General features: G+C 69.0%; 18 protein-coding genes. 9 read left to right on the forward strand and 9 right to left on the reverse strand.

The annotated features are described in order from the left end of the window. The first annotated feature begins 25 nt into the window (after positions 1-25). Genes gpmI through AC3A5Z_RS15530 form a run of 4 tightly spaced genes read left to right on the forward strand, consistent with a single transcriptional unit; the run spans position 26 to position 4,520 of the window. Entirely contained in the window at positions 26-1,546 is a 1,521-nt protein-coding gene (gene gpmI, locus AC3A5Z_RS15515; protein ID WP_487520241.1) for a 2,3-bisphosphoglycerate-independent phosphoglycerate mutase, read from the forward strand. Beyond that, complete coding sequence (locus tag AC3A5Z_RS15520; RefSeq protein WP_487520242.1) at positions 1,543-2,652, forward strand: murein hydrolase activator EnvC family protein; 1,110 nt, start codon at positions 1,543-1,545, stop codon at positions 2,650-2,652. Before gpmI ends, AC3A5Z_RS15520 begins: the two co-directional genes overlap by 4 nt. 7 nt (positions 2,653-2,659) lie before the next feature. Further along, entirely contained in the window at positions 2,660-3,997 is a 1,338-nt protein-coding gene (locus tag AC3A5Z_RS15525; protein WP_487520243.1) for a S41 family peptidase, read from the forward strand. 43 nt (positions 3,998-4,040) lie between these two features. Further along, the gene (locus tag AC3A5Z_RS15530; RefSeq protein ID WP_487520244.1) at positions 4,041-4,520 is read left to right on the forward strand and encodes an RNA pyrophosphohydrolase; all 480 of its coding nucleotides are present in this window, start codon (positions 4,041-4,043) and stop codon (positions 4,518-4,520) included. Between the two features lie 17 nt (positions 4,521-4,537). Here the strand turns inward: AC3A5Z_RS15530 and AC3A5Z_RS15535 are convergent, their stop codons facing one another. From AC3A5Z_RS15535 to dapD, 7 genes are all read right to left on the reverse strand, one after another. After that, entirely contained in the window at positions 4,538-5,815 is a 1,278-nt protein-coding gene (locus tag AC3A5Z_RS15535; RefSeq protein WP_487520245.1) for a lytic murein transglycosylase, read from the reverse strand. A gap of 193 nt (positions 5,816-6,008) precedes the next feature. Next, positions 6,009-8,261, reverse strand: a complete 2,253-nt coding sequence (gene rnr / locus AC3A5Z_RS15540) for a ribonuclease R (RefSeq protein ID WP_487520246.1) — start codon at positions 8,259-8,261, stop codon at positions 6,009-6,011. Between the two features lie 62 nt (positions 8,262-8,323). Next, positions 8,324-8,740: a GNAT family N-acetyltransferase gene (locus AC3A5Z_RS15545; RefSeq protein ID WP_487520247.1), complete on the reverse strand. Its 417-nt coding sequence runs from the start codon at positions 8,738-8,740 to the stop codon at positions 8,324-8,326. Next, positions 8,737-9,885: a succinyl-diaminopimelate desuccinylase gene (gene dapE, locus AC3A5Z_RS15550; RefSeq protein WP_487520248.1), complete on the reverse strand. Its 1,149-nt coding sequence runs from the start codon at positions 9,883-9,885 to the stop codon at positions 8,737-8,739. Before dapE ends, AC3A5Z_RS15545 begins: the two co-directional genes overlap by 4 nt. A gap of 22 nt (positions 9,886-9,907) precedes the next feature. Continuing rightward, positions 9,908-10,246 carry a hypothetical protein gene (locus tag AC3A5Z_RS15555; protein WP_107662836.1) on the reverse strand — a complete coding sequence of 113 codons (339 nt, stop codon included), beginning with the start codon at positions 10,244-10,246 and terminating at the stop codon, positions 9,908-9,910. Next, entirely contained in the window at positions 10,164-10,976 is an 813-nt protein-coding gene (locus tag AC3A5Z_RS15560; protein ID WP_487520249.1) for a DUF421 domain-containing protein, read from the reverse strand. Before AC3A5Z_RS15560 ends, AC3A5Z_RS15555 begins: the two co-directional genes overlap by 83 nt. A 92-nt stretch (positions 10,977-11,068) precedes the next feature. Continuing rightward, positions 11,069-11,908, reverse strand: coding sequence for a 2,3,4,5-tetrahydropyridine-2,6-dicarboxylate N-succinyltransferase (dapD, locus tag AC3A5Z_RS15565; RefSeq protein WP_487520580.1), 840 nt, complete (start codon positions 11,906-11,908; stop codon positions 11,069-11,071). A 91-nt stretch (positions 11,909-11,999) separates the two neighbouring features. Between dapD and AC3A5Z_RS15570 the strand changes: the two genes are divergently transcribed. Next, on the forward strand, positions 12,000-12,824 hold the full coding sequence (locus AC3A5Z_RS15570; RefSeq protein WP_107662838.1) for an LOG family protein: 825 nt from the start codon (positions 12,000-12,002) through the stop codon (positions 12,822-12,824). A 279-nt stretch (positions 12,825-13,103) separates the two neighbouring features. Here AC3A5Z_RS15570 and AC3A5Z_RS15575 read toward each other — a convergent pair whose 3' ends face one another. Further along, positions 13,104-14,306: a winged helix-turn-helix domain-containing protein gene (locus tag AC3A5Z_RS15575; RefSeq protein WP_487520581.1), complete on the reverse strand. Its 1,203-nt coding sequence runs from the start codon at positions 14,304-14,306 to the stop codon at positions 13,104-13,106. A gap of 92 nt (positions 14,307-14,398) precedes the next feature. Between AC3A5Z_RS15575 and zapE the strand changes: the two genes are divergently transcribed. Further along, entirely contained in the window at positions 14,399-15,499 is a 1,101-nt protein-coding gene (gene zapE, locus AC3A5Z_RS15580; RefSeq protein WP_487520250.1) for a cell division protein ZapE, read from the forward strand. Here the strand turns inward: zapE and serB are convergent. After that, positions 15,469-16,347 (reverse strand): phosphoserine phosphatase SerB, encoded by an 879-nt coding sequence (gene serB, locus AC3A5Z_RS15585; RefSeq protein ID WP_487520251.1) that lies wholly within the window; start codon positions 16,345-16,347, stop codon positions 15,469-15,471. The genes zapE and serB overlap by 31 nt on opposite strands. Before the next feature lie 164 nt (positions 16,348-16,511). Here serB and AC3A5Z_RS15590 point away from each other — a divergent pair, with 164 nt between their 5' ends. The 3 genes from AC3A5Z_RS15590 to AC3A5Z_RS15600 all read left to right on the forward strand — a co-directional run bounded on the left by AC3A5Z_RS15590 (position 16,512) and on the right by AC3A5Z_RS15600 (position 20,233). After that, positions 16,512-17,666: a phosphoserine transaminase gene (locus AC3A5Z_RS15590; protein WP_487520252.1), complete on the forward strand. Its 1,155-nt coding sequence runs from the start codon at positions 16,512-16,514 to the stop codon at positions 17,664-17,666. 128 nt (positions 17,667-17,794) lie between these two features. Continuing rightward, positions 17,795-19,390, forward strand: a complete 1,596-nt coding sequence (gene serA / locus AC3A5Z_RS15595) for a phosphoglycerate dehydrogenase (protein ID WP_136793940.1) — start codon at positions 17,795-17,797, stop codon at positions 19,388-19,390. 102 nt (positions 19,391-19,492) lie between these two features. Beyond that, positions 19,493-20,233: a metallophosphoesterase family protein gene (locus AC3A5Z_RS15600; protein WP_487520253.1), complete on the forward strand. Its 741-nt coding sequence runs from the start codon at positions 19,493-19,495 to the stop codon at positions 20,231-20,233. The last annotated feature ends 1 nt before the right edge of the window (position 20,234 follow it).

Consider the following 20,234-nt stretch of genomic DNA (forward strand, 5'->3'; position numbering starts at 1 on the left):
GTCAGATCAGCGAAAGGCCCCTGCAATGAGCGCACCGAAACCCGTCGTCCTCTGCATTCTCGATGGCTGGGGGCTGCGCGCGGAGCGGGAGGCGAATGCGCCCGCCTTGGCGAACACGCCGAATTTCGACCGGATCATGGCGGGCTGCCCGCATGCGACGCTCATCACCCACGGGCCGGATGTCGGGCTGCCGCGCGGGCAGATGGGCAATTCGGAAGTGGGCCACACCAATATCGGCGCGGGCCGGGTGGTGGCGATGGATCTGGGCGCGATCGATCTGGCCATCGAGGACGGCACCTTCGCGCAGAACAAGGCGCTGCTCGGCTTCATCGCCGCGCTGAAGGCCAGCGGCGGGACGGCGCATCTGATGGGGGTCGCCTCGGACGGCGGTGTGCATGGGCATATCCTGCATCTGCTGACCGCCGCGCGGGTCGTGGCGGCGGCGGGTGTGCCGGTGGTGATCCATGCGATCACCGACGGGCGCGACGTGCCGCCCTCCTCGGCGCCGGGCTATCTGGCGCAGCTGGTCGAGGGGCTGCCGCCGGGGGTCAGCATCGGCACGGTGATCGGGCGCTACTGGGCGATGGACCGCGACAATCGCTGGGACCGGGTGCAGCGCGCGACGGACGCCATTCTGCATGCGAAGGGCGAGCGGGCGGACAGCGGGCCGGAGGCGGTGGGCGCCGCGATGGAGCGGGCCGAGACCGACGAGTTCATCGCGCCGACGGTGGTGAATGGCTACCAAGGCGCCAGGGACGGCGACGGGTTCTTCTGCCTGAACTTCCGCGCCGACCGCGCGCGCGAGATCCTCGCGGCGCTGGCCCAGCCGGGGTTCGACGCCTATGACACGGGCAAGCGGCCTGATTGGGCGGCCTTCCTCGGGATGGTGGATTATTCCAAGACGCATGACGGCTTCATGTCCACCGCCTATCCCAAGCAGGTGATCGAGAACACGCTGGGCGAATGGGTGGCCAAGCAGGGCCGCAGCCAGTTCCGGCTGGCCGAGACCGAGAAATATCCGCATGTGACCTTCTTCCTGAACGGCGGGCGCGAGGCTCCCGAGGCCGGCGAGGACCGCTACATGGCGAAATCGCCCAAGGTCGCGACCTACGACCTGCAGCCCGAGATGTCGGAGCCCGAGGTGGCCGGGCAGCTGGTGGCGGCCATCGAGCATGGCTACGACCTGATCGTGGTGAACTTCGCCAATCCCGACATGGTGGGCCATACCGGCATCCTCTCGGCGGCCATCGCCGCCTGCGAGGCGGTAGACGAGGGGCTGGGGCTGGCGCTGGCGGCGCTGGAGAAGGCGGGCGGGGCGATGATCGTCACCGCCGACCACGGCAATTGCGAGACGATGGTCGATCCGGTGACGGGCGAGCCGCATACCGCGCATACCACGAACCTCGTGCCGGTGATCCTTGTCGGCGGGCCGGAGGGGGCGAAGCTGCGCGACGGGCGGCTGGCCGATCTGGCGCCGACGCTGCTGCAGCTGATGCAGCTGCCCCAGCCTTCGGAGATGACCGGCGTGAGCCTCATCACCGCATGATCCGTCCGCTGGCCCTCGCGCTGCTCCTGGCCGCGCCCGCCTCGGCGGCGACGGTGGCCGAGCAGGCGGCGCAGGCAGCGGCGGAGCTGCAGACGGCGGTGGCCGAGCTGCAGCAGGCGGAAACCGCACGCGACCGGGTATCCTCGCTGACCCGGACGATCCAGGCCTACGAGCAAGGCTTGGGCGTGCTGCGCGAGAACCTGCGGCAGGCCTCGATCCGCGAGGCGACGCTGGCGCTGCAGTTCGAGGCCAAGCGCGAACGGGTGTCGCAGCTTCTGGGCGTGCTGTCGCGGCTCGACCCGCGCCCGGGGCCCTTGCTGCTGATGCATCCTTCGGGGCCGCTGGGCACCGCGCGCTCGGGCATGATGCTCGCCGATGTGACCCCAGCGCTGCAGGCCGAGGCGGAGAAACTGCGCACCGATCTGCAGGAGCTGCGCGACCTGCGCGCCTTGCAGGCCTCGGCGGGCACCACGCTGGCGGCGGGGCTGGAGGCGGCGCAACAGGCGCGCACCGCGCTGTCGCAGGCGATCTCGGACCGCACGCCGCTGCCGCGCCGCTTCATCGAGAACCCGGAGGTGCTGAAGGGCCTCGTCGAGAGCGCCGACACGCTCGACGCCTTCGCCAACGGGCTGAGCATCGACATCGGCGCCGACGGGCCGGATTTCACCGCCGCCAAGGGCACGCTGCCCTTCCCGGTGCTGAGCACGGTGCTGCGGCAGGCCAACGAGTCGGACGCGGCGGGGGTGCGGCGCCCCGGCATGGTGCTGGCGACGCGGCCCCGCGCGCTGGTCACGGCGCCCTGGCCGGGGACGATCCGCTATCGCGGGCCGCTGCTCGACTACGGAAATGTGATGATCCTTGAGCCCGGTGGCGGCTATCTGTTGGTGCTTGCCGGGATGCAGACCGTCTATGGTGAGGTGGGCGAAGTGGTTTCCGCCGGAACGCCGCTCGGCCTGATGGGCGGGGGCGAGCCGGGCGTCGCGGAGTTTCTCGTCTCGGCCCAAGATGGCGGTGGCGCGCGGGATACGGAAACGCTTTATATGGAACTCAGGCAAGGAACCGAGCCGGTCGATCCGGCGGAATGGTTCGCGGCAAGCGGAGAATGAGACGGCAATGAGGAAATTCGTGATGGCCGCTCTGGGCGGCACGGTCGCAGGCGTGCTTCTGACGACCCAGATCGCCGGGCCGCTGGTCGCGCAGGAGGCCACGAAACAGACGTCGGTCTACGAGCAGCTCGACCTGTTCGGCGACATCTTCGAGCGCATCCGCGGCCAGTATGTCGAGGAAGTGGACACGACGAAGCTGATCGAGGCGGCGATCAACGGCATGCTGACCTCGCTCGACCCGCATTCGAGCTATCTGGCGCCGAAGGACTTCGACGACATGCAGGTGCAGACCCGCGGCGAGTTCGGCGGTCTGGGCATCGAGGTGACGCAGGAAGAGGGCTTCGTGAAGGTCGTCTCGCCGATGGACGACACCCCCGCCGATGCCGCCGGGATCGAGGCCGGCGACTTCATCACCCATGTGAACGGCGAGTCGGTTCTGGGCCTGACGCTGGATCAGGCGGTGGAGATGATGCGCGGCCCGGTCGGGTCGGAGATCCTGATCACCGTGGTGCGCGAGGGCCGGGCAGAGCCCTTCGACGTCTCGATCATCCGCGACACGATCAAGCTGGTCGCCGCGCGCAGCCGCGTGGTCGGCAACACCGTCGTCGTCCGCCTGACCACCTTCAACGACCAGACCTTCTCGGGCCTTGAAGAGGGGCTGAAGAAATCGATCGAGGAAGCCGGCGGTGCCGACAAGGTCTCGGGCGTCGTGCTCGACCTGCGCAACAACCCGGGCGGTCTGCTGACCCAGGCGATCCAGGTCTCCGACGCCTTCCTGGACAAGGGCGAGATCGTCTCGACCCGCGGGCGCGAGGCCAGCGACGGCGAGCGGTTCAACGCCACCGCGGGCGACCTCACCGGCGGCAAGCCGATGGTCGTGCTGATCAACGGCGGCTCGGCCTCGGCCTCGGAGATCGTGGCGGGCGCGTTGCAGGACCACCGCCGCGCCATCGTCGTCGGCACCAAGAGCTTCGGCAAGGGCTCGGTCCAGACCGTGATCCCGCTGCGCGGCGAGGGCGCGATGCGCCTGACCACGGCGCGCTACTACACGCCCTCGGGCCGCTCAATCCAGGCCCTGGGCGTGGCGCCCGACATCGTGGTGCAGCAGCCCGCCGCCAAGCCCGCCGAGGAGGAGACCGAAACGCCGAGCATCGCCACCTCGCGCTCGGAAGCCGATCTGCGCGGCGTGCTGTCGAACGACTCGATGACCGAGGACGAGAAGAAGCAGGCCGAGGAAGAGCGCGCCCAGGCCGAAGAAGCCGCCAAGCTGCGTGACGAGGATTATCAGCTGGCCTATGCGGTCGATATCCTGAAGGGCCTTTCGGCTATCGCGCCGAAACCCTGAGCTTGCTATGGGTGGGGCGCCCTGCCCCACCCATAGGTTCGCCATGATCGACCCCGCTTCCCTGCCCTACCGCCCCTGCGTCGGCATCGTGCTGATGAATGCCGACGGCCTGATCTTCGCCGGGCAACGGCTCGACAACCCGGTGCCTGCCTGGCAGATGCCGCAGGGCGGGATCGACGAGGGCGAAAAGCCCCGGGCCGCCGCGCTGCGCGAGCTGTGGGAGGAAACCGGGATCACCGCCGATCTGGTGGAATTCGTCGCCAAGACCCCGGACTGGGTGACCTACGACCTGCCGCCGGAGCTTCTGGGCAAGATCTGGGGCGGCAAATATCGTGGCCAGCGGCAGAAATGGTTCCTGTTCCGCTATCTGGGGCGCGACGACCAGATCCTGATCGGCACCGAACATCCCGAGTTCTCGCACTGGCGCTGGATCGGTGCCGAGGAGATGGTGGCGGGCATCGTGCCCTTCAAGCGCGCCGTCTACGAACAGGTGGTCGCCGCCTTCCGCGACCACCTGCGCTGAAGGTCGGGCGCTGAAGGTCAGGCGCCGGAGCGCAGCCGCTCCAGCACGCCCGGGCTGGCATAGCCGTCGGGGATCAGCCCGACCGATTGCTGCCAGGCCCGGAGCGCCCTGATCGTGTTCGGCCCCACCATGCCATCCGCGCCCTCGGTGTCGAAGCCCGCCCGGGTCAGCAGCTCCTGCAGCTCGATCCGCTCCGCCGACAGGAGCGCCCGCTCGCCCTCGGGCCAGGAGGCGCGGATCGGCGGGCCGCCGCGCAGGCGGTCGGCCAGATGGCCCACGCCGATCACATAGGCATCGGCGGCATTGTAACGCGAGATCGCCCGGAAGTTGCCGTAGATCAGGAAAGCAGCGCCCCGCGCCCCGCCGGGCAGGAGCAGCGCCGCCTCGCCATGCTCGGGCAGGGCGCCGCCCTCTGCCGTGCGCAGCCCCAGCCCCCGCCACTCCGCCGTCGGGCGCCGCAGCGCCTTGCCCGACCCGGCGTAGTCGAAGCCTGCGGGCAGCGTCACCTCAAGGCCCCAGGGCTGGCCCGTCTCCCAGCCGGATTTTGCCAGATAGGCGGCGGTGGAGGCCAGCGCATCGGCGGGATTGTCCGACCAGATGTCGCGCTTGCCGTCGCCGGTGAAATCCACCGCGAAGGCGAGGTAGGAGGTCGGGATGAACTGGGTATGGCCCATCGCCCCGGCCCAGCTGCCGGTCATCACCTGCGGCTCCACATCGCGCTGCTGCACGATCTGCAGGGCGGCGATCAGCTGCTCTTCGAAGAAGGCGCCGCGCCGCCCGTCATGCGCCAGCGTGGCCAGCGCACCGATCAGCGGATGGTCGCCGCGATGGCTGCCATAGGAGCTTTCCATCCCCCAGACCGCCAGAACCACATGCCGGTCGACACCGTAGCGCGCCTCGATCTCGCGCAAGAGCGCGCCATGCTCGGCCAGCGCCGCTTGTCCGTTGGCCAGCCGCCGCTCCGACACGGCAGAGGCGAGGTAATCCCAGACCGTGCGCGAGAATTCCGCCTGATTGCGGTCGCGGGCGATGGCATCGGCATCGTAGCGGAGGCCGCGGAAGGCCCGGTCCAGCGTGGCAGGCGCGATGCCCGCCGCCTCGGCACGCGGGCGAAACGCCGCGACCCAGGCCTCGAGCCCGGCCTGATCCTCGGCGCTGGCCACCGGCTCCGCCGGTTTGGTCTCGCTCGCCATCGCCGCCCCCCGCGCTGCGGGCCGGGGCGAGACCTCGACCGGCCCGGCCTCGGCCATATCCGTGACAAGAAGGGCCGCGAGGGCCATGACTGAAGATCGCATCGTCGAACCTGCCCGTTGTTCTTGTGATTGCCCCCAGCCTACCCTGCCCGGCCCGCCGCGCAAAGCGCCGCGACGGCCCTCCGGCGAAAGCCCGCAGGTTTCCCTCGGACGAAAAGCGGGCGACCGGCCGGCAGTCTGCGATGGCAATGCCGCCCGAGGGGGCTCGATGCCCCCGAGGGCGGCTCCCCCCGGCTCACTTCCGGCTGCGCACCACCTTGCGCTTCAGCTTGGCGTCGCGCGCCGCGGCCTTGCCGGGCTTGCGCGGCATCGGTCGGCCGCGCTTCGGACGGCCCGAGCGCAGGGCGCTGCCCTCGATCTCCAGGAGTTCCAGCATCAGCCCGCCGGTCAGCGGGATCGCCTCGGCCAGCCGCACCGTCACCCGCTGGCCGATGCCGATCACCGTGCCGGTGTCGGCTCCCATCAGCGTCTGGCTGTCGGCGTCGAAATGGAAGAACTCGCGCCCGACCGATCGGATCGGGATCAGCCCGTCGGCGCCGGTCTCGTCCAGCTTGACGAAAAGCCCGAAGCGCTGCACGCCCGAGATCCGCCCGCCGAACTCCGCCCCCACCCGGTCTGCCAGGTAGGCAGCGAGATAGCGGTCGGTCGTGTCGCGCTCGGCCATCATGCTGCGCCGCTCGGTGTCCGAGATCAGCTTGGCGGTATCGGCCAGATCCTCGATGTCCTGCGGCGACAGCCCGTCATCGCCCCAGCCATGGCCGAGGATCAGCGCGCGATGCACGATGAGGTCGGAATAGCGCCGGATCGGCGAGGTGAAATGCGCGTAGCTCTGCAGGCTGAGGCCGAAATGGCCGAAATTCTCCGGGTGGTAATAGGCCTGCGTCATCGAGCGCAGGGTGGAGATGTTCAGCAGCTCGTCGAACTCGGTGCCCTCGGCCTGCGCCAAGAGCCGGTTCAGATGCGCGGTCTTCAGCACCTGCCCCTTGGCCAGCGTGAAGCCCGAGGCCTCGGCCACGTCGCGCAGCGCCTCCAGCTTCTGCGGGCTCGGCTCCTCATGGACGCGGAACAGCAGCGGGCGGCGCAGCCGGGTCAGCTCCTCGGCGGCGGCGACATTGGCGAGGATCATGAATTCCTCGATCAGCCGATGCGCGTCGAAGCGTTCGCGGAAGGCGACCGAGGTGACCTTGCCCTCCTCGCTCAGCTCGATCCGCCGCTCCGGCAGGTCGAGATCGAGCGGCTGGCGCAGGGTGCGAGCCTGCTTGGCGGCCTCGTAGGCGGCATAGAGCGGCTTCAGCACCGGCTCGAGCAGCGGCTCGGTCCTGGCGTCCGGCGTGCCATCGATGGCCGATTGCACCTGCCCGTAGCTGAGGCTCGCCTTCGAGCGCATCATGCCCCGGGTGAAGCGATGCGCGAGCTTCGCCCCCTGCGCCGACAGCTTCATCCGCACCGCAAGGCAGGGCCGGTCGACATGTTCGTGCAGCGAGCAAAGATCGCCCGACAGCACGTCGGGCAGCATCGGCACCACGCGGTCGGGGAAATAGGTGGAGTTGCCGCGCTTCCTCGCCTCGCGGTCCAGTTTCGAGCCGGGGCGGACGTAATGCGCCACATCGGCGATGGCCACCCAGACGATATGCCCGCCGGGGTTCTGCGGATCGCTGTCGGGCTCGGCGAAGACCGCGTCGTCGCGGTCGCGCGCATCCGCCGGATCGATGGTGATCAGCGGCAGCTCGCGCAGATCCTCGCGCTGGCCCAAGGGCGCCGGGTTGGCGGCATCGGCCTCGGCCACCACCGCATCGGGGAAGCTGTCGGGGATGCCGTGCTGGTGGATGGCGATGATCGACACGGCGCGCGGGCCGGAGGGATCGCCCAGCCGCGCCACGATACGGGCCTGCGGCAGGCCGAGGCGCTTCGGCCCGGCCTGTTCGGCCTCGACCAGCTCACCGTCGCGGGCGCCAGCCGTGCCGTCGCGCGGCACCCGCCATTCCTTGTCCTGCCCCTTGTCGATCGGCACGATCCGCCCGCCCTCGGATTCGGCGCGGAAGATGCCCAGAACCTTGTGCGGATTGGCCCCGAGCTTGCGGATCAGCCGCGCCTCGTAGGCGTAGGTCTCGCCCTCGGTCTCGGTCAGCCGCGCGAGGATGCGGTCGCCCTCGCCCAGAGCCGGATCGGTCTTCTGCGTGACCACGAGGATGGCGGGCGGCTCGCCCTCGCCCAGCCATTCCAGCGGGCGGGCGAAGAGATCGCCATCGGCATCGGGCGCCAGCACCTGCAGGATCGACACCGGCGGCAGGGCCGAGGCATCGCGGTAGGCGCGCTTGCCCTTCTCCAGCGCGCCCTCGGCCTCCATCTCGCGCAGGAGCCGCTTCAGCTCGATACGCTCTGCGCTGCCCTTGATGCCGAAGGCGCGGGCGATGTCGCGCTTGGCGGTCAGGGTGGGATTGTCGGCGATCCACTGCAGGATCTGCGGCTTTGAGGGTAACTGGTCCATCTTCCGGAGGTAGCACGCGGCAAGCGGGGCGTCATCCTCGAAGCGGAAACATTCTGGCCCGCTCAGCCGAGCGCCAGCACCATGTCGCGATGCGGGATGCCGGCGTCGATATATTCCGGACCCAGAGCGGTGAAGCCGAGCTTCTCGTAGAAGCCGAGCGCATGGGTCTGGGCGCCGAGCCTGGCCTGACGCACCCCGGGGATGCGGCGCAGCTCGGCCACCGCCGCGCGGATCAGCGCCGCGCCGAGCCCGGTGCCGCGCTGCTCGGCCAGCACGCAGACCCGGCCGATCTTGCCGGTCTCGCCGCGGACCAGCAGGCGGGCCGAGCCGACCGGGCGGCCCTCGACCTCGGCCAGCAGGTGGATCGCCTCGCCGTCGAGATCGTCGATCTCGTCGGCTTCCGGCACACCCTGTTCCTCGATGAAGACGGTGCGGCGCAGGGCGCGGCAGGCGGCGATGTCGGTGGTGACGGCGATCATGCGAAATAGTCCCGCAGGACGCGGCCATAGATCGCCTTCAGCGCCACGATCTGCGCCACCTCCACCCGCTCGTCCACCGCATGCATGGTCTTGCCGACGAGGCCGAATTCCACCACCGGGCAATGGTTCTTCACGAAGCGCGCGTCCGAGGTGCCGCCCGAGGTCGAGGGCACGGGGCGCAGGCCGGTCTCGGCCTCCACCGCATCGGCGATGAGATCGGAGAAGCTGCCGGGCGGCGTGAGGAAGCTGTCGCCGCTCACCACCACCTTGAGCGTGATCTCCACCCCGGTCTCGGCCTGCACCTTCGCGGCCTCGGCGGCGAGCCAGTCGCTCAGGCTCTGGCCCGAGTGCAGGTCGTTGAAGCGGATGTTCACCGTGCCGCGGCAGAGCGCCGGGATGACATTGGTCGCCGGGTTGCCGGTATCGACCGTGGTGATCGCCAGCGTCGAGGCGTCGAAATGCTCGCTGCCCTCGTCGAGCACATGGGTGTCGAGCCGGTCCATCAGCCGGCAGAGCGCCGCGACCGGGTTCTTGGCGCGATGCGGATAGGCCGAATGGCCCTGCACGCCGCGGGCGGTGACATGGGCGGTGAGCGACCCGCGCCGGCCGATCTTCATCATCTCGCCCAGCCGCTCGGGCGAGGTCGGCTCGCCCACGAGGCAGACCGCCATCGCCTCGCCCTCTGCCGCCATCCAGTCGAGGATCGCCTGCGTGCCGTCGACAGAGGCACCCTCCTCGTCGCCGGTGATGGTCAGGATCACCGCGCCGTCGGGCGGGGTCTCGCGCACGAAATCCACCGCCGCGGCGGCAAAGGCGGCGACGCCCGATTTCATGTCGGTGGCGCCGCGGCCCCAGAGATAGCCGCCCTCGATCTCGGCGCCGAAAGGGTCATGGGTCCAGGCGGCGGCATCGCCCACCGGGACGACATCGGTATGGCCGTTGAAGCCGAAGGACCGGTTCGCGCCGCGCCGCCCCCAGCGGGCAAAGAGGTTCGGCACCCCGTTGCGGTCCACCCGGGTGCAGTCGAAGCCCGCCTCGGAGAGCAGGCGCTCCAGCAACACCAGCGCCCCGCCCTCCTCGGGCGTGACGGAGGGGCAACGCACCAGAGCGGCGGTCAGGGCGACGGGATCGACGGGAGACGGCATCGGCAGGTCCTTGGCGTGGGGATCAATCGTAGAACGGCGTCATCTGCGCCACGACGACCGAGTTCTCGGCCAGGGCGCGCTGCATCAGCGCGCGCTCCTCGGCGTCGATCTCCTCGCCCGCCTCCAGCCGCTCCTCGAGCGTGCCGTAGCCCGACACGTCGAGCGGCGCCATGTCGGCGGTCTTCAGCAGGGCCACCGTCTCGCGCACGGCCTCGGCCTCGTCGACGCCGGTGGCATAGCACATCAGCGCGGCGCCGGTGGCGTCCTTGGGCAGGCCGTCATTCGGCCTGCGGCCCACCTCGATCACGAGGGTATAGACCTGCTGCGGGCGCTTGATCTTCTCGGGCTGATCCTCGGTCATCTGACGGCTCCGTTCCTGTCGCCTCCCGTTCGCGCGTTTTTTCCTGCGGTGCAAGCGAAAGCCGCGCGCGGTTGGTGTCTTTGCAGAAGGGACAGGGCTCGCCCTCGGTGGCCGGGTCGAGCCAGGCGCCGCAGTTGCGACAGCAGGCGGGCTGGGCCAGCACCGAAGGCATGGGCGGCGTGATCTCGAAGGGCGGCACGATGGACAGGCCCGGGCAGACCGGGTCGTTGCGGAAGACAGAGAGATGGCCGCTGGCTTCCAGATAGGCGCGGCGCACCTGGCCGAGGTTCTCGATTCCCTCCAGCCGCAGCATCTCCTTCAGCTCTATCGGCCCGATCTTGCGCTCGGTCAGGCCGGGCATCAGGATGCGCCCGTCGCGCATGATCTCGACCGGAACCCCGTCGACGATGCGCTTCACCGGCTGGTAATGCCGGATCAGCACGTCGATCAGCTTGTCGAGCGCCACCACCACGGTGATGACCACCATCGCATGCAACAGCGGCACGTCCGGGTAGAACAGCGCATCCCCCACCGCCGAGCCGAGCGCGATGACGAGGAGGAACTCGACGATCGACAGCTGCGCCACGCTGCGCCCGCCGACCCAGCGCAACAGCATGAGCGTGTAGCTGTAGATGACGAGGGTGCGGAAGACGATTTCCAGAAGGAACAGCGGCGGCTCGTCGCCGAGGAACATCCGCGCGAGGTCGAAGGGAACGACGGGATCTTCCATGCAACGCACACTCCGCAAACAGGCGCGGCACCCGGCGCCGCGCCCTCGGAAACGCCCCGCCCCGGGGGCGGTTCCGCCGGGTCAGGAACGCGTCAGTCGCGCAAGAGCTCGTTGATCGAGGTCTTGGAGCGGGTCTGGGCATCGACCTTCTTCACGATCACCGCACAATAGAGGTTGATGCCGTTCTTCGAGGGCATCGAGCCCGCCACCACGACCGAACCCGCAGGCACCTCGCCATAGCTCACCGAGCCGGTCTCGCGGTCGACGATCTTGGTCGACTGGCCGATGAACACGCCCATCCCCAGCACCGAACCCTCTCGGACGATGCAGCCCTCGACCACTTCGGAGCGCGCGCCGATGAAGCAGTTGTCCTCGATGATGGTCGGGCCGGCCTGCATCGGCTCCAGCACGCCGCCGATGCCGACACCGCCGGAGAGGTGGACGTTCTTGCCGATCTGGGCGCAGGAGCCGACCGTGGCCCAGGCGTCGACCATGGTGCCCTCGTCGACATAGGCGCCGACATTGACGAAGGAGGGCATCAGCACCACGCCCTTGGCCACATAGGCCGAGCGGCGTACGACGCAGTTCGGCACGGCGCGGAAGCCCGCGGCGCGCCAGTCGGCCTCGGTCCAGCCGGCGAACTTGCTGTCGACCTTGTCCCACCAGCCGCCGGCCTGCGGACCGCCCGGCTGCTGCTCCATGTCCTTCAGACGGAAGCCTAAGAGCACCGCCTTCTTGGCCCACTGGTTTACATGCCACTTGCCGTCGGCCTGCCGCTCGGCCACGCGCAGGCGGCCCTTGTCGAGCGCCTCCAGCGTCGCCTCGATGGCGTCGCGCGCCTCGCCGGTGCTGGCGGGGCTGATGCCGTCGCGGGCCTCCCAGGCGGCTTCGATGGCGGTTTCCAGGGCGGCGTTCGCGGGGGCGGTCGACATGGCGGCGTCCTTTTTCATGGTCTTGTCCGGTCAAGGGCTATAAACCGTGGGGTCACCTCCCGCAATCCGCCCAAGGTCGGCAAGGAAGCTCATGAAAGACGAACCCCGCAGCCATCCGTTCCGCGACTCGACCGAGGATCTGGAAACCACGCACCGGATTCCCGACACGCCGCAGAGCCGCGCCCCGGCCTACCGGCTGGCCTATGCCGATCTCGACTTCCTGATGCGCGACGACCTGAGGCCGGTGCGGCTGCAGCTTGAGCTGATGAAGCCGCAGATCGTGATGGACGAGCGCGGCATCGCCTCGACCATCGTGCTGTTCGGCGGCGCGCGCATCCCCGATCCCGCGCACAAGGAGACGGCGAAGACCCCGGTGCTGGCGGAGCTGTCGCATTACTACGAGGAGGCGCGGCGCTTTTCCCGGGTGATGACCGAGCGCAGCATGGAGAGCTATGGCCGCGAGAACGTCATCGTCACCGGCGGCGGTCCGGGGGTGATGGAGGCGGGCAACCGCGGCGCCAACGAGGCGGGCGGGCAATCCATCGGGCTCAACATCGTGCTGCCGCACGAGCAGGCGCCCAACGCCTATGTCACGCCGGACCTGTCGTTCAACTTCCACTATTTCGCGATCCGCAAGATGCATTTCCTGATGCGGGCCAGGGCGGTCGTGGTCTTCCCCGGCGGCTTCGGCACGCTGGACGAGATGTTCGAGAGCCTGACGCTGATCCAGACCAAGCGGATGAAGCCGATCCCCTTCCTGCTGTTCGGTCGGGCCTTCTGGGAGAAGATCATCAACTGGGAGGCGCTGGCCGAAGCCGGCACCATCTCGCGCGAGGATCTGCGGCTGTTCCGCTTCGTGGAAACGGCGGAAGAGGCGGTGGCGGCGATCGACGGCTGGCCCGATCCGGGGTGTTGAGGGAAGGGCTCGGGTGTCGGGGGCGTTTCCGTGAGGGGCGCGATGACGGCGGGTTGTTGGGGTGTGGCACGGGTGGGGTGTAACCCCACCCTACGAAGACCGTGGGGCCCGCCCACGTGCCACCAAACGCTCCGCGTAGGGTGGGGTTTTACCCCACCTTCCCCGCGACGCCGTAGGGTGCGCATTCATTGCGCACCGAACTCCACGCCACGTTGAAATGCCTCCGCCCCGTCCCCGTAGGGTGGGGTTCCACCCCACCCCCGCCGCACCATCCCCACCTCACCCCATCGTCTCCCGCATCCACCCCGCCTCGAACCCGACCCGCTCGCACCCGGCGAACCGCGCCATCCGCTCCAGCTCCGCCTCGAGCCGCGCCATCCTCCCCGTCCCGAACCGCACCCCCGGCTCCGGCCAGAGCGCCTTCACCTGCAGCACGCTCTGGTCACGGAAGGCCTTCATGTCGATCCGCCCGACCAGCCGCGTGCCTTCCAGCAGCGGGAAGACGTAGTAGCCGTAGGTCCGCTTCGGCTCGGGCACGAAGACCTCGATCCGGTAGCGGAAGCCGAAGAGCCGCTCGGCGCGGTTGCGGTCGCGCAGCGCCGGGTCGAAGGGCGAGAGGATGCGAAGCCGGGCGGGCGGTTCGGGGGCGGTGGCGGCGCGCTCCATGAGATCGGGCCGGGCGAAGCTGCGACGGGGCGCGCCGTCGGCGCCCTCGATCCGCGCCTCGACGATCTCGCCCCGCGCCAGCGCCGCGTGGCACCAGTCGCGCGCGTCCTGCGGAGCGACGGTGGCCCAGAAGGCGGCGATCTCGCCCGAGGTGGCGAAGCCCAGCCGGTCGAGCGCCGCGTTGCAGGCCCAGTCGATCGTCTCCTCCGGCGCCGGATGCCGCGCCAGAACCTCCGCGGGCATCACCCGCTCGGTCAGGTCATAGACCTTCTGGAAGCCGGCGCGGTGGCAGACCGAGATCTCGCCCACCCGCCACAGATATTCCAGCGCCGCCTTCGACGGATGCCAGTCCCACCAGCCACCGGTGCCGCGCGCCTCGCCCTCGCCGACCTCGGCCGCCGAGACCGGGCCGTGATCGGCGATGCGCTGGCGCACCGCGTCGAACTGGGTCTCGAAACCGTCGCGTTGCCAGCCGCGCCAGCGCTCCAAGAGGCGCGGGCGGTCGCGGGCAAAGCGCATCCGCCAATGCGGAAAGAACTCGGTCGGGATCAGCGAGGCGTCATGGGTCCAATGCTCGAAGAGCCAGCGGTGCCGGTCGAGGAGCGGGGAGAGCGCCTCCTGCCGGTAACTCTGCCGCCGGGCGAAGAGGATCATGTGATGCGCCCGCGCGACGGTCGAGATCGAGTCGAGTTGCACGAAGCCCAGCCGCCGGATCAGCGCCAGAAGATCGGGCCCGCGCGCCGGGCCGGTAGGCGGCTCGGCCAGCGCATGCAGATCGAGGAACAGGCGGCGCGCGGCGGGGTTGGGCAGGAGCACTGTCATGCAGAAGGGGTAACAGGGTGAGAAAACCCGTCAAGCTGCCGCGCGTTCCGGCTTTTCCCGCTGCACGCCGCGCGATATAGGGCCGCATGCGCCAGACCCTGACCGAGATCTACGACGCCCGCATCAAAGCCGGAACCCTGCGCCCCGATCCGGCCCAGCACGCGGTGCTGGCCGATCTGGAGGTGCTGCGCGACTGGCTGGAGGCCAACCCGGAGCGGAAGCGCGGGTTGTTCGGCCTGTTCTCCAAGCCACCGCAGCCGCCGAAGGGGCTCTATCTCTGGGGCGGGGTCGGGCGCGGCAAGTCGATGCTGATGGATCTCTTCGTCAATGCGGTGGACATTCCGGCCAAGCGGCGGGTGCATTTCCATGCCTTCATGCAGGAGATGCAGCGCGGCATGCACGAGGCGCGCAAGCGCGGCGTCGAGGATGCGCTGCAGCCGGTGGCCGATGCGGTGGCGGCGGAGGTGCGGCTTCTGGCCTTCGACGAGATGCAGATCACCGACATCACCGATGCGATGATCGTGGGGCGGCTGTTCGAGAAGCTGTTCGCGGCGGGGGTGGTGATCGTCACCACCTCGAACCGCCCGCCGGAGGGGCTTTACGAGAACGGGCTGAACCGCGAGGTCTTCCTGCCCTTCATCGATCTTCTGCGCGATCACCTCGTGGTGCGGCCGCTGGAAAGCCCGACCGATTACCGCCAGCACCGCTTGGCCGGGGCGCAGGTGTATTTCCACCCGGCGGTGCGGGCCAAGACCCTGATCGCCGGCATCTGGACCGATCTGACCGGCGGCTCGAAGGGCGCGCCCTTGGTGCTGCCGGTGAACGGACGCACGGTGGAGCTGCCCTGTTTTGCCAACGGCGTCGGCCGCGCGACCTTCTGGGATCTCTGCGCGAGGCCGCTCGGCCCCGCCGATTTCCTTGCCATCGCCGAGGCGGTGCGGGTGCTGATCCTCGAGGACATCCCGCGGCTGTCGCAGGAGAATTACAACGAGGCCAAGCGCTTCGTCACGCTGATCGACGCGCTCTACGAGGCGAAGGTGCGGCTGATCGCCTCCGCCGCCGACGAGCCGGAGCGGCTCTATATCGAGGGCAGCGGCAGTTTCGAGTTCGCCCGCACCGCGAGCCGCCTGCGCGAGATGCAGGCGGCCGACTGGGGTCAGGCCGAGACGAACGCCGACCGGGCATAGCCCTGCACGTAGAGCAGCGCCGTCAGGTCGCCGTGGTTGATGCGGATATCACATTCCGCCGCCACCACGGGCTTGGCATGCAGGGCCACCCCGGCCCCGGCGCGCTTCAGCATGCCGAGATCGTTGGCCCCGTCGCCCACCGCCATCGCCTCGGTCACCGCGATGCCCAGCCGGGCGCAAAGCTCCTCCAGCGTCGCAAGCTTGGCCTCGCGCCCGAGGATCGGCTCGGCCACCCGGCCCGTGAGCTGCCCGCCCTCGGCCAGCAGAGTGTTGGCGCGATGCTCGTCGAAGCCGAGCCCCGCCGCGACGCGGGTGGTGAAATCGGTGAAGCCGCCCGACACCAGCGCGGCATAGCCGCCATTGGCCCGCATCGTCGCCACAAGGTCGCGCCCGCCCGGCATATAGGTGATGCGGTTCGTGAACACCCGTTCGATAACCTCGACCGACAGCCCGCGCAGCAGCCCGACCCGCTCGCGCAGCGCCGCCTCGAAGTCGAGCTCGCCGTTCATCGCCCGGGCGGTGATGCCCGCGACATAGGCGCCGACGCCCGCCTCGTCGGCCAGCTCGTCGATGCATTCCTGCTGGATCATCGTCGAATCCATGTCGGCCAAGAGCAGCCGCTTGCGCCGCCCCTCGGCCTTCTGCACCACCAGATCGACCTTCAGCGCCTGCATCTCGGCCCAGACATCCCAAAGGTTCGCCGGGCAGTCCTCCAGCGGAAACTCCGCCGCGACGCCGGGATCGAGCCAGAGGGCATCGCCGCCGCCCCAGGCATTGCGCAGCGCCTCCACGGTGGCGCTGTCGAGCGCCGGAGAGGCGGGGTCGGTCAAGAGGGTCGCTACATACATCGGGGGTCCACCATGCAAGGGCTGCCATCGCGCGGCTGCGTCGTTTTGGCCGCATGAAGCGGCGCTTTACGGCAATTTCTTTTCTTGCGCCAGAGAGCAACCCCCGATAGACCCGACGGCGGGACACCCCTCCCCAACGGGGGGCATTTATCTGGAAGGATACCATGTCTGATCTGCAGACCCCGGCCACGCGGCCGGCAAATCCGCGCTTTTCTTCTGGCCCCTGCGCCAAGATCCCCGCCTATTCGCTGGACATGCTCGCCGACGCGCCCTTGGGCCGCTCGCACCGTGCCGCCGTGGGCAAGGCCAAGCTGAAACGGGCCATCGACCAGACGCGCGAGATCCTCGGCGTTCCGGCCGACTACCGCATCGGCATCGTGCCGGGGTCGGATACCGGCGCGGTCGAGATGGCGATGTGGTCGCTGCTCGGCGCCCGCCCGGTCGAGATGCTGGCATGGGAGTCCTTCGGCGAGGGCTGGGTCACCGATGTGGTGAAGCAGCTGAAGCTCGACGCCACCGTGACCAAGGCGCCCTATGGCGAGGTGGTCGATCTCGCCACCGTCGATTTCGACAAGGACGTGGTCTTCACCTGGAACGGCACGACCTCGGGCGTGCGGGTGCCGAACGGCGACGCGATCCCGGCGGATCGCGCGGGTCTGACGATCTGCGACGCCACCTCGGCGGCGTTCGCGATGGAGCTGCCCTGGGACAAGCTCGATGTCGTCACCTTCTCCTGGCAGAAGGTGCTGGGCGGCGAGGGCGCGCATGGCATGCTGATCCTGAGCCCGCGCGCGGTGGAGCGGCTGGAAAGCTACGTTCCCGCCTGGCCGCTGCCGAAGATCTTCCGGCTGACCGCCAAGGGCAAGCTGATCGAGGGCATCTTCCAGGGCGAGACGATCAACACGCCCTCGATGCTGGCGGTGGAGGATTACCTCGTGGCGCTGGACTGGGCACAGAGCATCGGCGGGCTGACGGGCCTCGTCGCCCGGGCCGAGGCCAATGCCAGGGTGGTGGCCGAGTTCGTGGCGCAGAACGACTGGATCGCCAATCTGGCGGTGCGGCCCGAGATCGCCTCGACCACCTCTGTCTGCCTGAAGTTCACCGATCCGCGCATCATCGACGGGGCGGCCTTCGCCAAGGGCGTGGCCAAACGGCTGGAAAGCCAAGGGGTTGCCTTGGACGTGGGCGCCTATCGCGACGCGCCTCCGGGGCTCCGGATCTGGTGCGGATCGACGGTGGAAACCGCCGATGTCGCGGCGCTGATGCCCTGGATCGACTGGGCCTTCCAGGCCGAGATCGCGGCGCTTCAGGCGGCGTGAGCGCCAAGGGGTGCGCAATGAATGCGCACCCTACCGTTGGACGGTCACCGTCCCGCCAAACCCCAGACTCCCGTAGGGTGCGCATTTATTGCGCACCGTCCCGCCCCATCCTCTGAAGGACCGCATCCATGGCTCCCCGCGTTCTCGTTTCCGACGAACTCTCCGAAACCGCCGTCCAGATCTTCCGCGACCGTGGCGTCGAGGTCGACTACATGCCCAAGCTCGGCAAGGACAAGGACAAGCTGGCCGAGGTCATCGGCCAGTATGACGGCCTTGCCATCCGCTCGGCCACCAAGGTCACCGAAAAGCTGCTGGGCCTCGCCCCCAACCTCAAGGTGATCGGCCGCGCCGGGATCGGCGTCGACAATGTCGACATCCCCGCCGCCTCGAAGCGCGGCGTGATCGTGATGAACACGCCCTTCGGCAACTCGATCACCACCGCCGAGCATGCCATCGCCATGATGTTCGCCGTGGCGCGGCAGCTGCCCGAGGCCAATGCCTCGACCCATGCCGGCAAGTGGGAGAAATCCCGCTTCATGGGGGTTGAGCTCTACAACAAGACGCTGGGCGTGATCGGCGCGGGCAACATCGGCGGCATCGTCTGCGACCGCGCGCTGGGGCTGTCGATGAAGGTCGTGGCCTACGACCCCTTCCTCAGCGACGAGCGTGCGAAATCGCTGGGCGTGACCAAGGTGGAGCTGGACGAGCTTCTGGCCCGCGCCGATTTCATCACCCTGCATGTGCCGCTGACCGACAAGACCCGCAACATCCTCTCGGCGGAGAACCTCGCCAAGACCAAGAAGGGCGTGCGGATCATCAACTGCGCCCGCGGCGGTCTGGTGGACGAGGCGGCGCTGGCCGAGGCCTTGAAGTCCGGCCATGTCGCCGGCGCGGCCTTCGACGTCTTCGCGGTGGAGCCGGCGACCGACTCGCCGCTGTTCAACCTGCCCAACGTGGTGGTGACGCCGCATCTCGGCGCCTCGACCACCGAGGCGCAGGAGAACGTGGCGCTGCAGGTGGCCGAGCAGATGTCGGACTACCTTCTGACCGGCGCGGTGCAGAACGCGCTGAACATGCCCTCGGTCACCGCCGAGGAAGCCGCGGTCATGGGCCCTTGGGTCAAGCTCGCCAGCCATCTCGGCGCCTTCGTCGGCCAGATGACCGACGAGCCGATCAAGGCGATCAACGTGCTCTATGACGGCGCGGTGTCCGAGATGAACCTCGCGGCGCTGAACTGCGCCACCATCGCCGGCATCATGAAGGCCACCAACCCGGACGTGAACATGGTCTCGGCCCCGGTGATCGCCAAGGAGCGCGGCATCCAGATCTCGACCACCCGGCAGGAGAAGACCGGCGTCTTCGACGCCTTCATCAAGCTGACGGTGGTCACCGACAAGCGCGAGCGCTCGGTCGCGGGCACCTGCTTCTCGGATGGCAAGCCGCGCTTCATCCAGATCAAGGGCATCAACATCGACGCCGAGGTCGGGCGGCACATGCTCTACACCACCAACGAGGACGTGCCGGGCATCATCGGCCTTCTGGGCATGACCATGGGCAAAAATGGCGTCAACATCGCCAACTTCACCCTCGGCCGCTCAGGCGAGGGGCAGGAGGCCATCGCCATCCTCTACCTCGATCAGGCACTGGATCAGAAGGTGGTGGACACTCTGGAATCGACGGGTATGTTCCAGCAGGTGAAGCCGCTGGAATTCGATGTGGCCTGAAAGCGGGCCCTGCGTCCCGTTTCGGCGGCTTGACCGCCGGATATCCTGAAGGGGATCGGGGATAAGGCTCCCCGGTCCCGCCATCCATCAGAAGGCGTCTTCATGCGGACCTACGCCATTGGCGACATTCACGGGCATCTCGACCAACTGCTGGCCGCTCATGACCGGATCGCCGCCGACCGGCGCGCCACTGGCGACGAAACGGCCCCCGTGGTGCATGTCGGCGATCTGGTGGACAGGGGACCGGACTCGCGCGGGGTGGTCGAACACCTGCGGGCGGGGATCGACGCGGGTGAGAACTGGGTGGTGCTGAAGGGCAACCACGACCGGATGTTCACCGGCTTTCTCAAGGACATCAAGGATCACGACGCCGGGCTGCGCCGCGACCTGAGCTGGCTGCACCCGCGGCTGGGCGGGGGGGCGACGCTCGAATCCTACGGGGTGCGGGCGCCAGCCGGGCGGCCGCTGGCCCCGGTCCATGCCGAGGCGCTGGAGTTGGTGCCCGGCGCGCATATCGCCTTCATCGACGCGCTGCCCACCTTCTATCGCCGCGGGCCGGTGGTCTTCGTCCATGCCGGCATCCGCCCCGGCACGCCGGTCGAGGCACAGACCGAAACCGACCTGCTGTGGATCCGCGAGCCCTTCCTGTCGGACCATGACGACCATGGCGCGCTGGTGGTGCATGGCCATACCGCCATCGACGCCGCGACCCATTACGGCAACCGGCTGAACCTCGATTCCGGCGTTGCCTATGGCGGGCCGCTGAGCGTCGTGGTGATCGAGGATCAGACGGCGCATCTCCTGACGGCGGAGGGCCGGGTGCTGCTGCGCCCGATGGCCTGAC

The organism is Cereibacter sp. Soil_C_27 (genome assembly GCF_057657095.1).

Bases quoted from the DNA above. Each gene is read 5' to 3' on its own strand.
- gpmI (WP_487520241.1), top strand. From the start codon at position 26: ATGAGCGCACCGAAACCCGTCGTCCTCTGCATTCTCGATGGCTGGGGG.
- AC3A5Z_RS15520 (WP_487520242.1), top strand. From the start codon at position 1,543: ATGATCCGTCCGCTGGCCCTCGCGCTGCTCCTGGCCGCGCCCGCCTCG.
- AC3A5Z_RS15525 (WP_487520243.1), top strand. From the start codon at position 2,660: ATGAGGAAATTCGTGATGGCCGCTCTGGGCGGCACGGTCGCAGGCGTG.
- AC3A5Z_RS15530 (WP_487520244.1), top strand. From the start codon at position 4,041: ATGATCGACCCCGCTTCCCTGCCCTACCGCCCCTGCGTCGGCATCGTG.
- AC3A5Z_RS15535 (WP_487520245.1), bottom strand. From the start codon at position 5,815: ATGCGATCTTCAGTCATGGCCCTCGCGGCCCTTCTTGTCACGGATATG.
- rnr (WP_487520246.1), bottom strand. From the start codon at position 8,261: ATGGACCAGTTACCCTCAAAGCCGCAGATCCTGCAGTGGATCGCCGAC.
- AC3A5Z_RS15545 (WP_487520247.1), bottom strand. From the start codon at position 8,740: ATGATCGCCGTCACCACCGACATCGCCGCCTGCCGCGCCCTGCGCCGC.
- dapE (WP_487520248.1), bottom strand. From the start codon at position 9,885: ATGCCGTCTCCCGTCGATCCCGTCGCCCTGACCGCCGCTCTGGTGCGT.
- AC3A5Z_RS15555 (WP_107662836.1), bottom strand. From the start codon at position 10,246: ATGACCGAGGATCAGCCCGAGAAGATCAAGCGCCCGCAGCAGGTCTAT.
- AC3A5Z_RS15560 (WP_487520249.1), bottom strand. From the start codon at position 10,976: ATGGAAGATCCCGTCGTTCCCTTCGACCTCGCGCGGATGTTCCTCGGC.
- dapD (WP_487520580.1), bottom strand. From the start codon at position 11,908: ATGTCGACCGCCCCCGCGAACGCCGCCCTGGAAACCGCCATCGAAGCC.
- AC3A5Z_RS15570 (WP_107662838.1), top strand. From the start codon at position 12,000: ATGAAAGACGAACCCCGCAGCCATCCGTTCCGCGACTCGACCGAGGAT.
- zapE (WP_487520250.1), top strand. From the start codon at position 14,399: ATGCGCCAGACCCTGACCGAGATCTACGACGCCCGCATCAAAGCCGGA.
- serB (WP_487520251.1), bottom strand. From the start codon at position 16,347: ATGTATGTAGCGACCCTCTTGACCGACCCCGCCTCTCCGGCGCTCGAC.
- AC3A5Z_RS15590 (WP_487520252.1), top strand. From the start codon at position 16,512: ATGTCTGATCTGCAGACCCCGGCCACGCGGCCGGCAAATCCGCGCTTT.
- serA (WP_136793940.1), top strand. From the start codon at position 17,795: ATGGCTCCCCGCGTTCTCGTTTCCGACGAACTCTCCGAAACCGCCGTC.
- AC3A5Z_RS15600 (WP_487520253.1), top strand. From the start codon at position 19,493: ATGCGGACCTACGCCATTGGCGACATTCACGGGCATCTCGACCAACTG.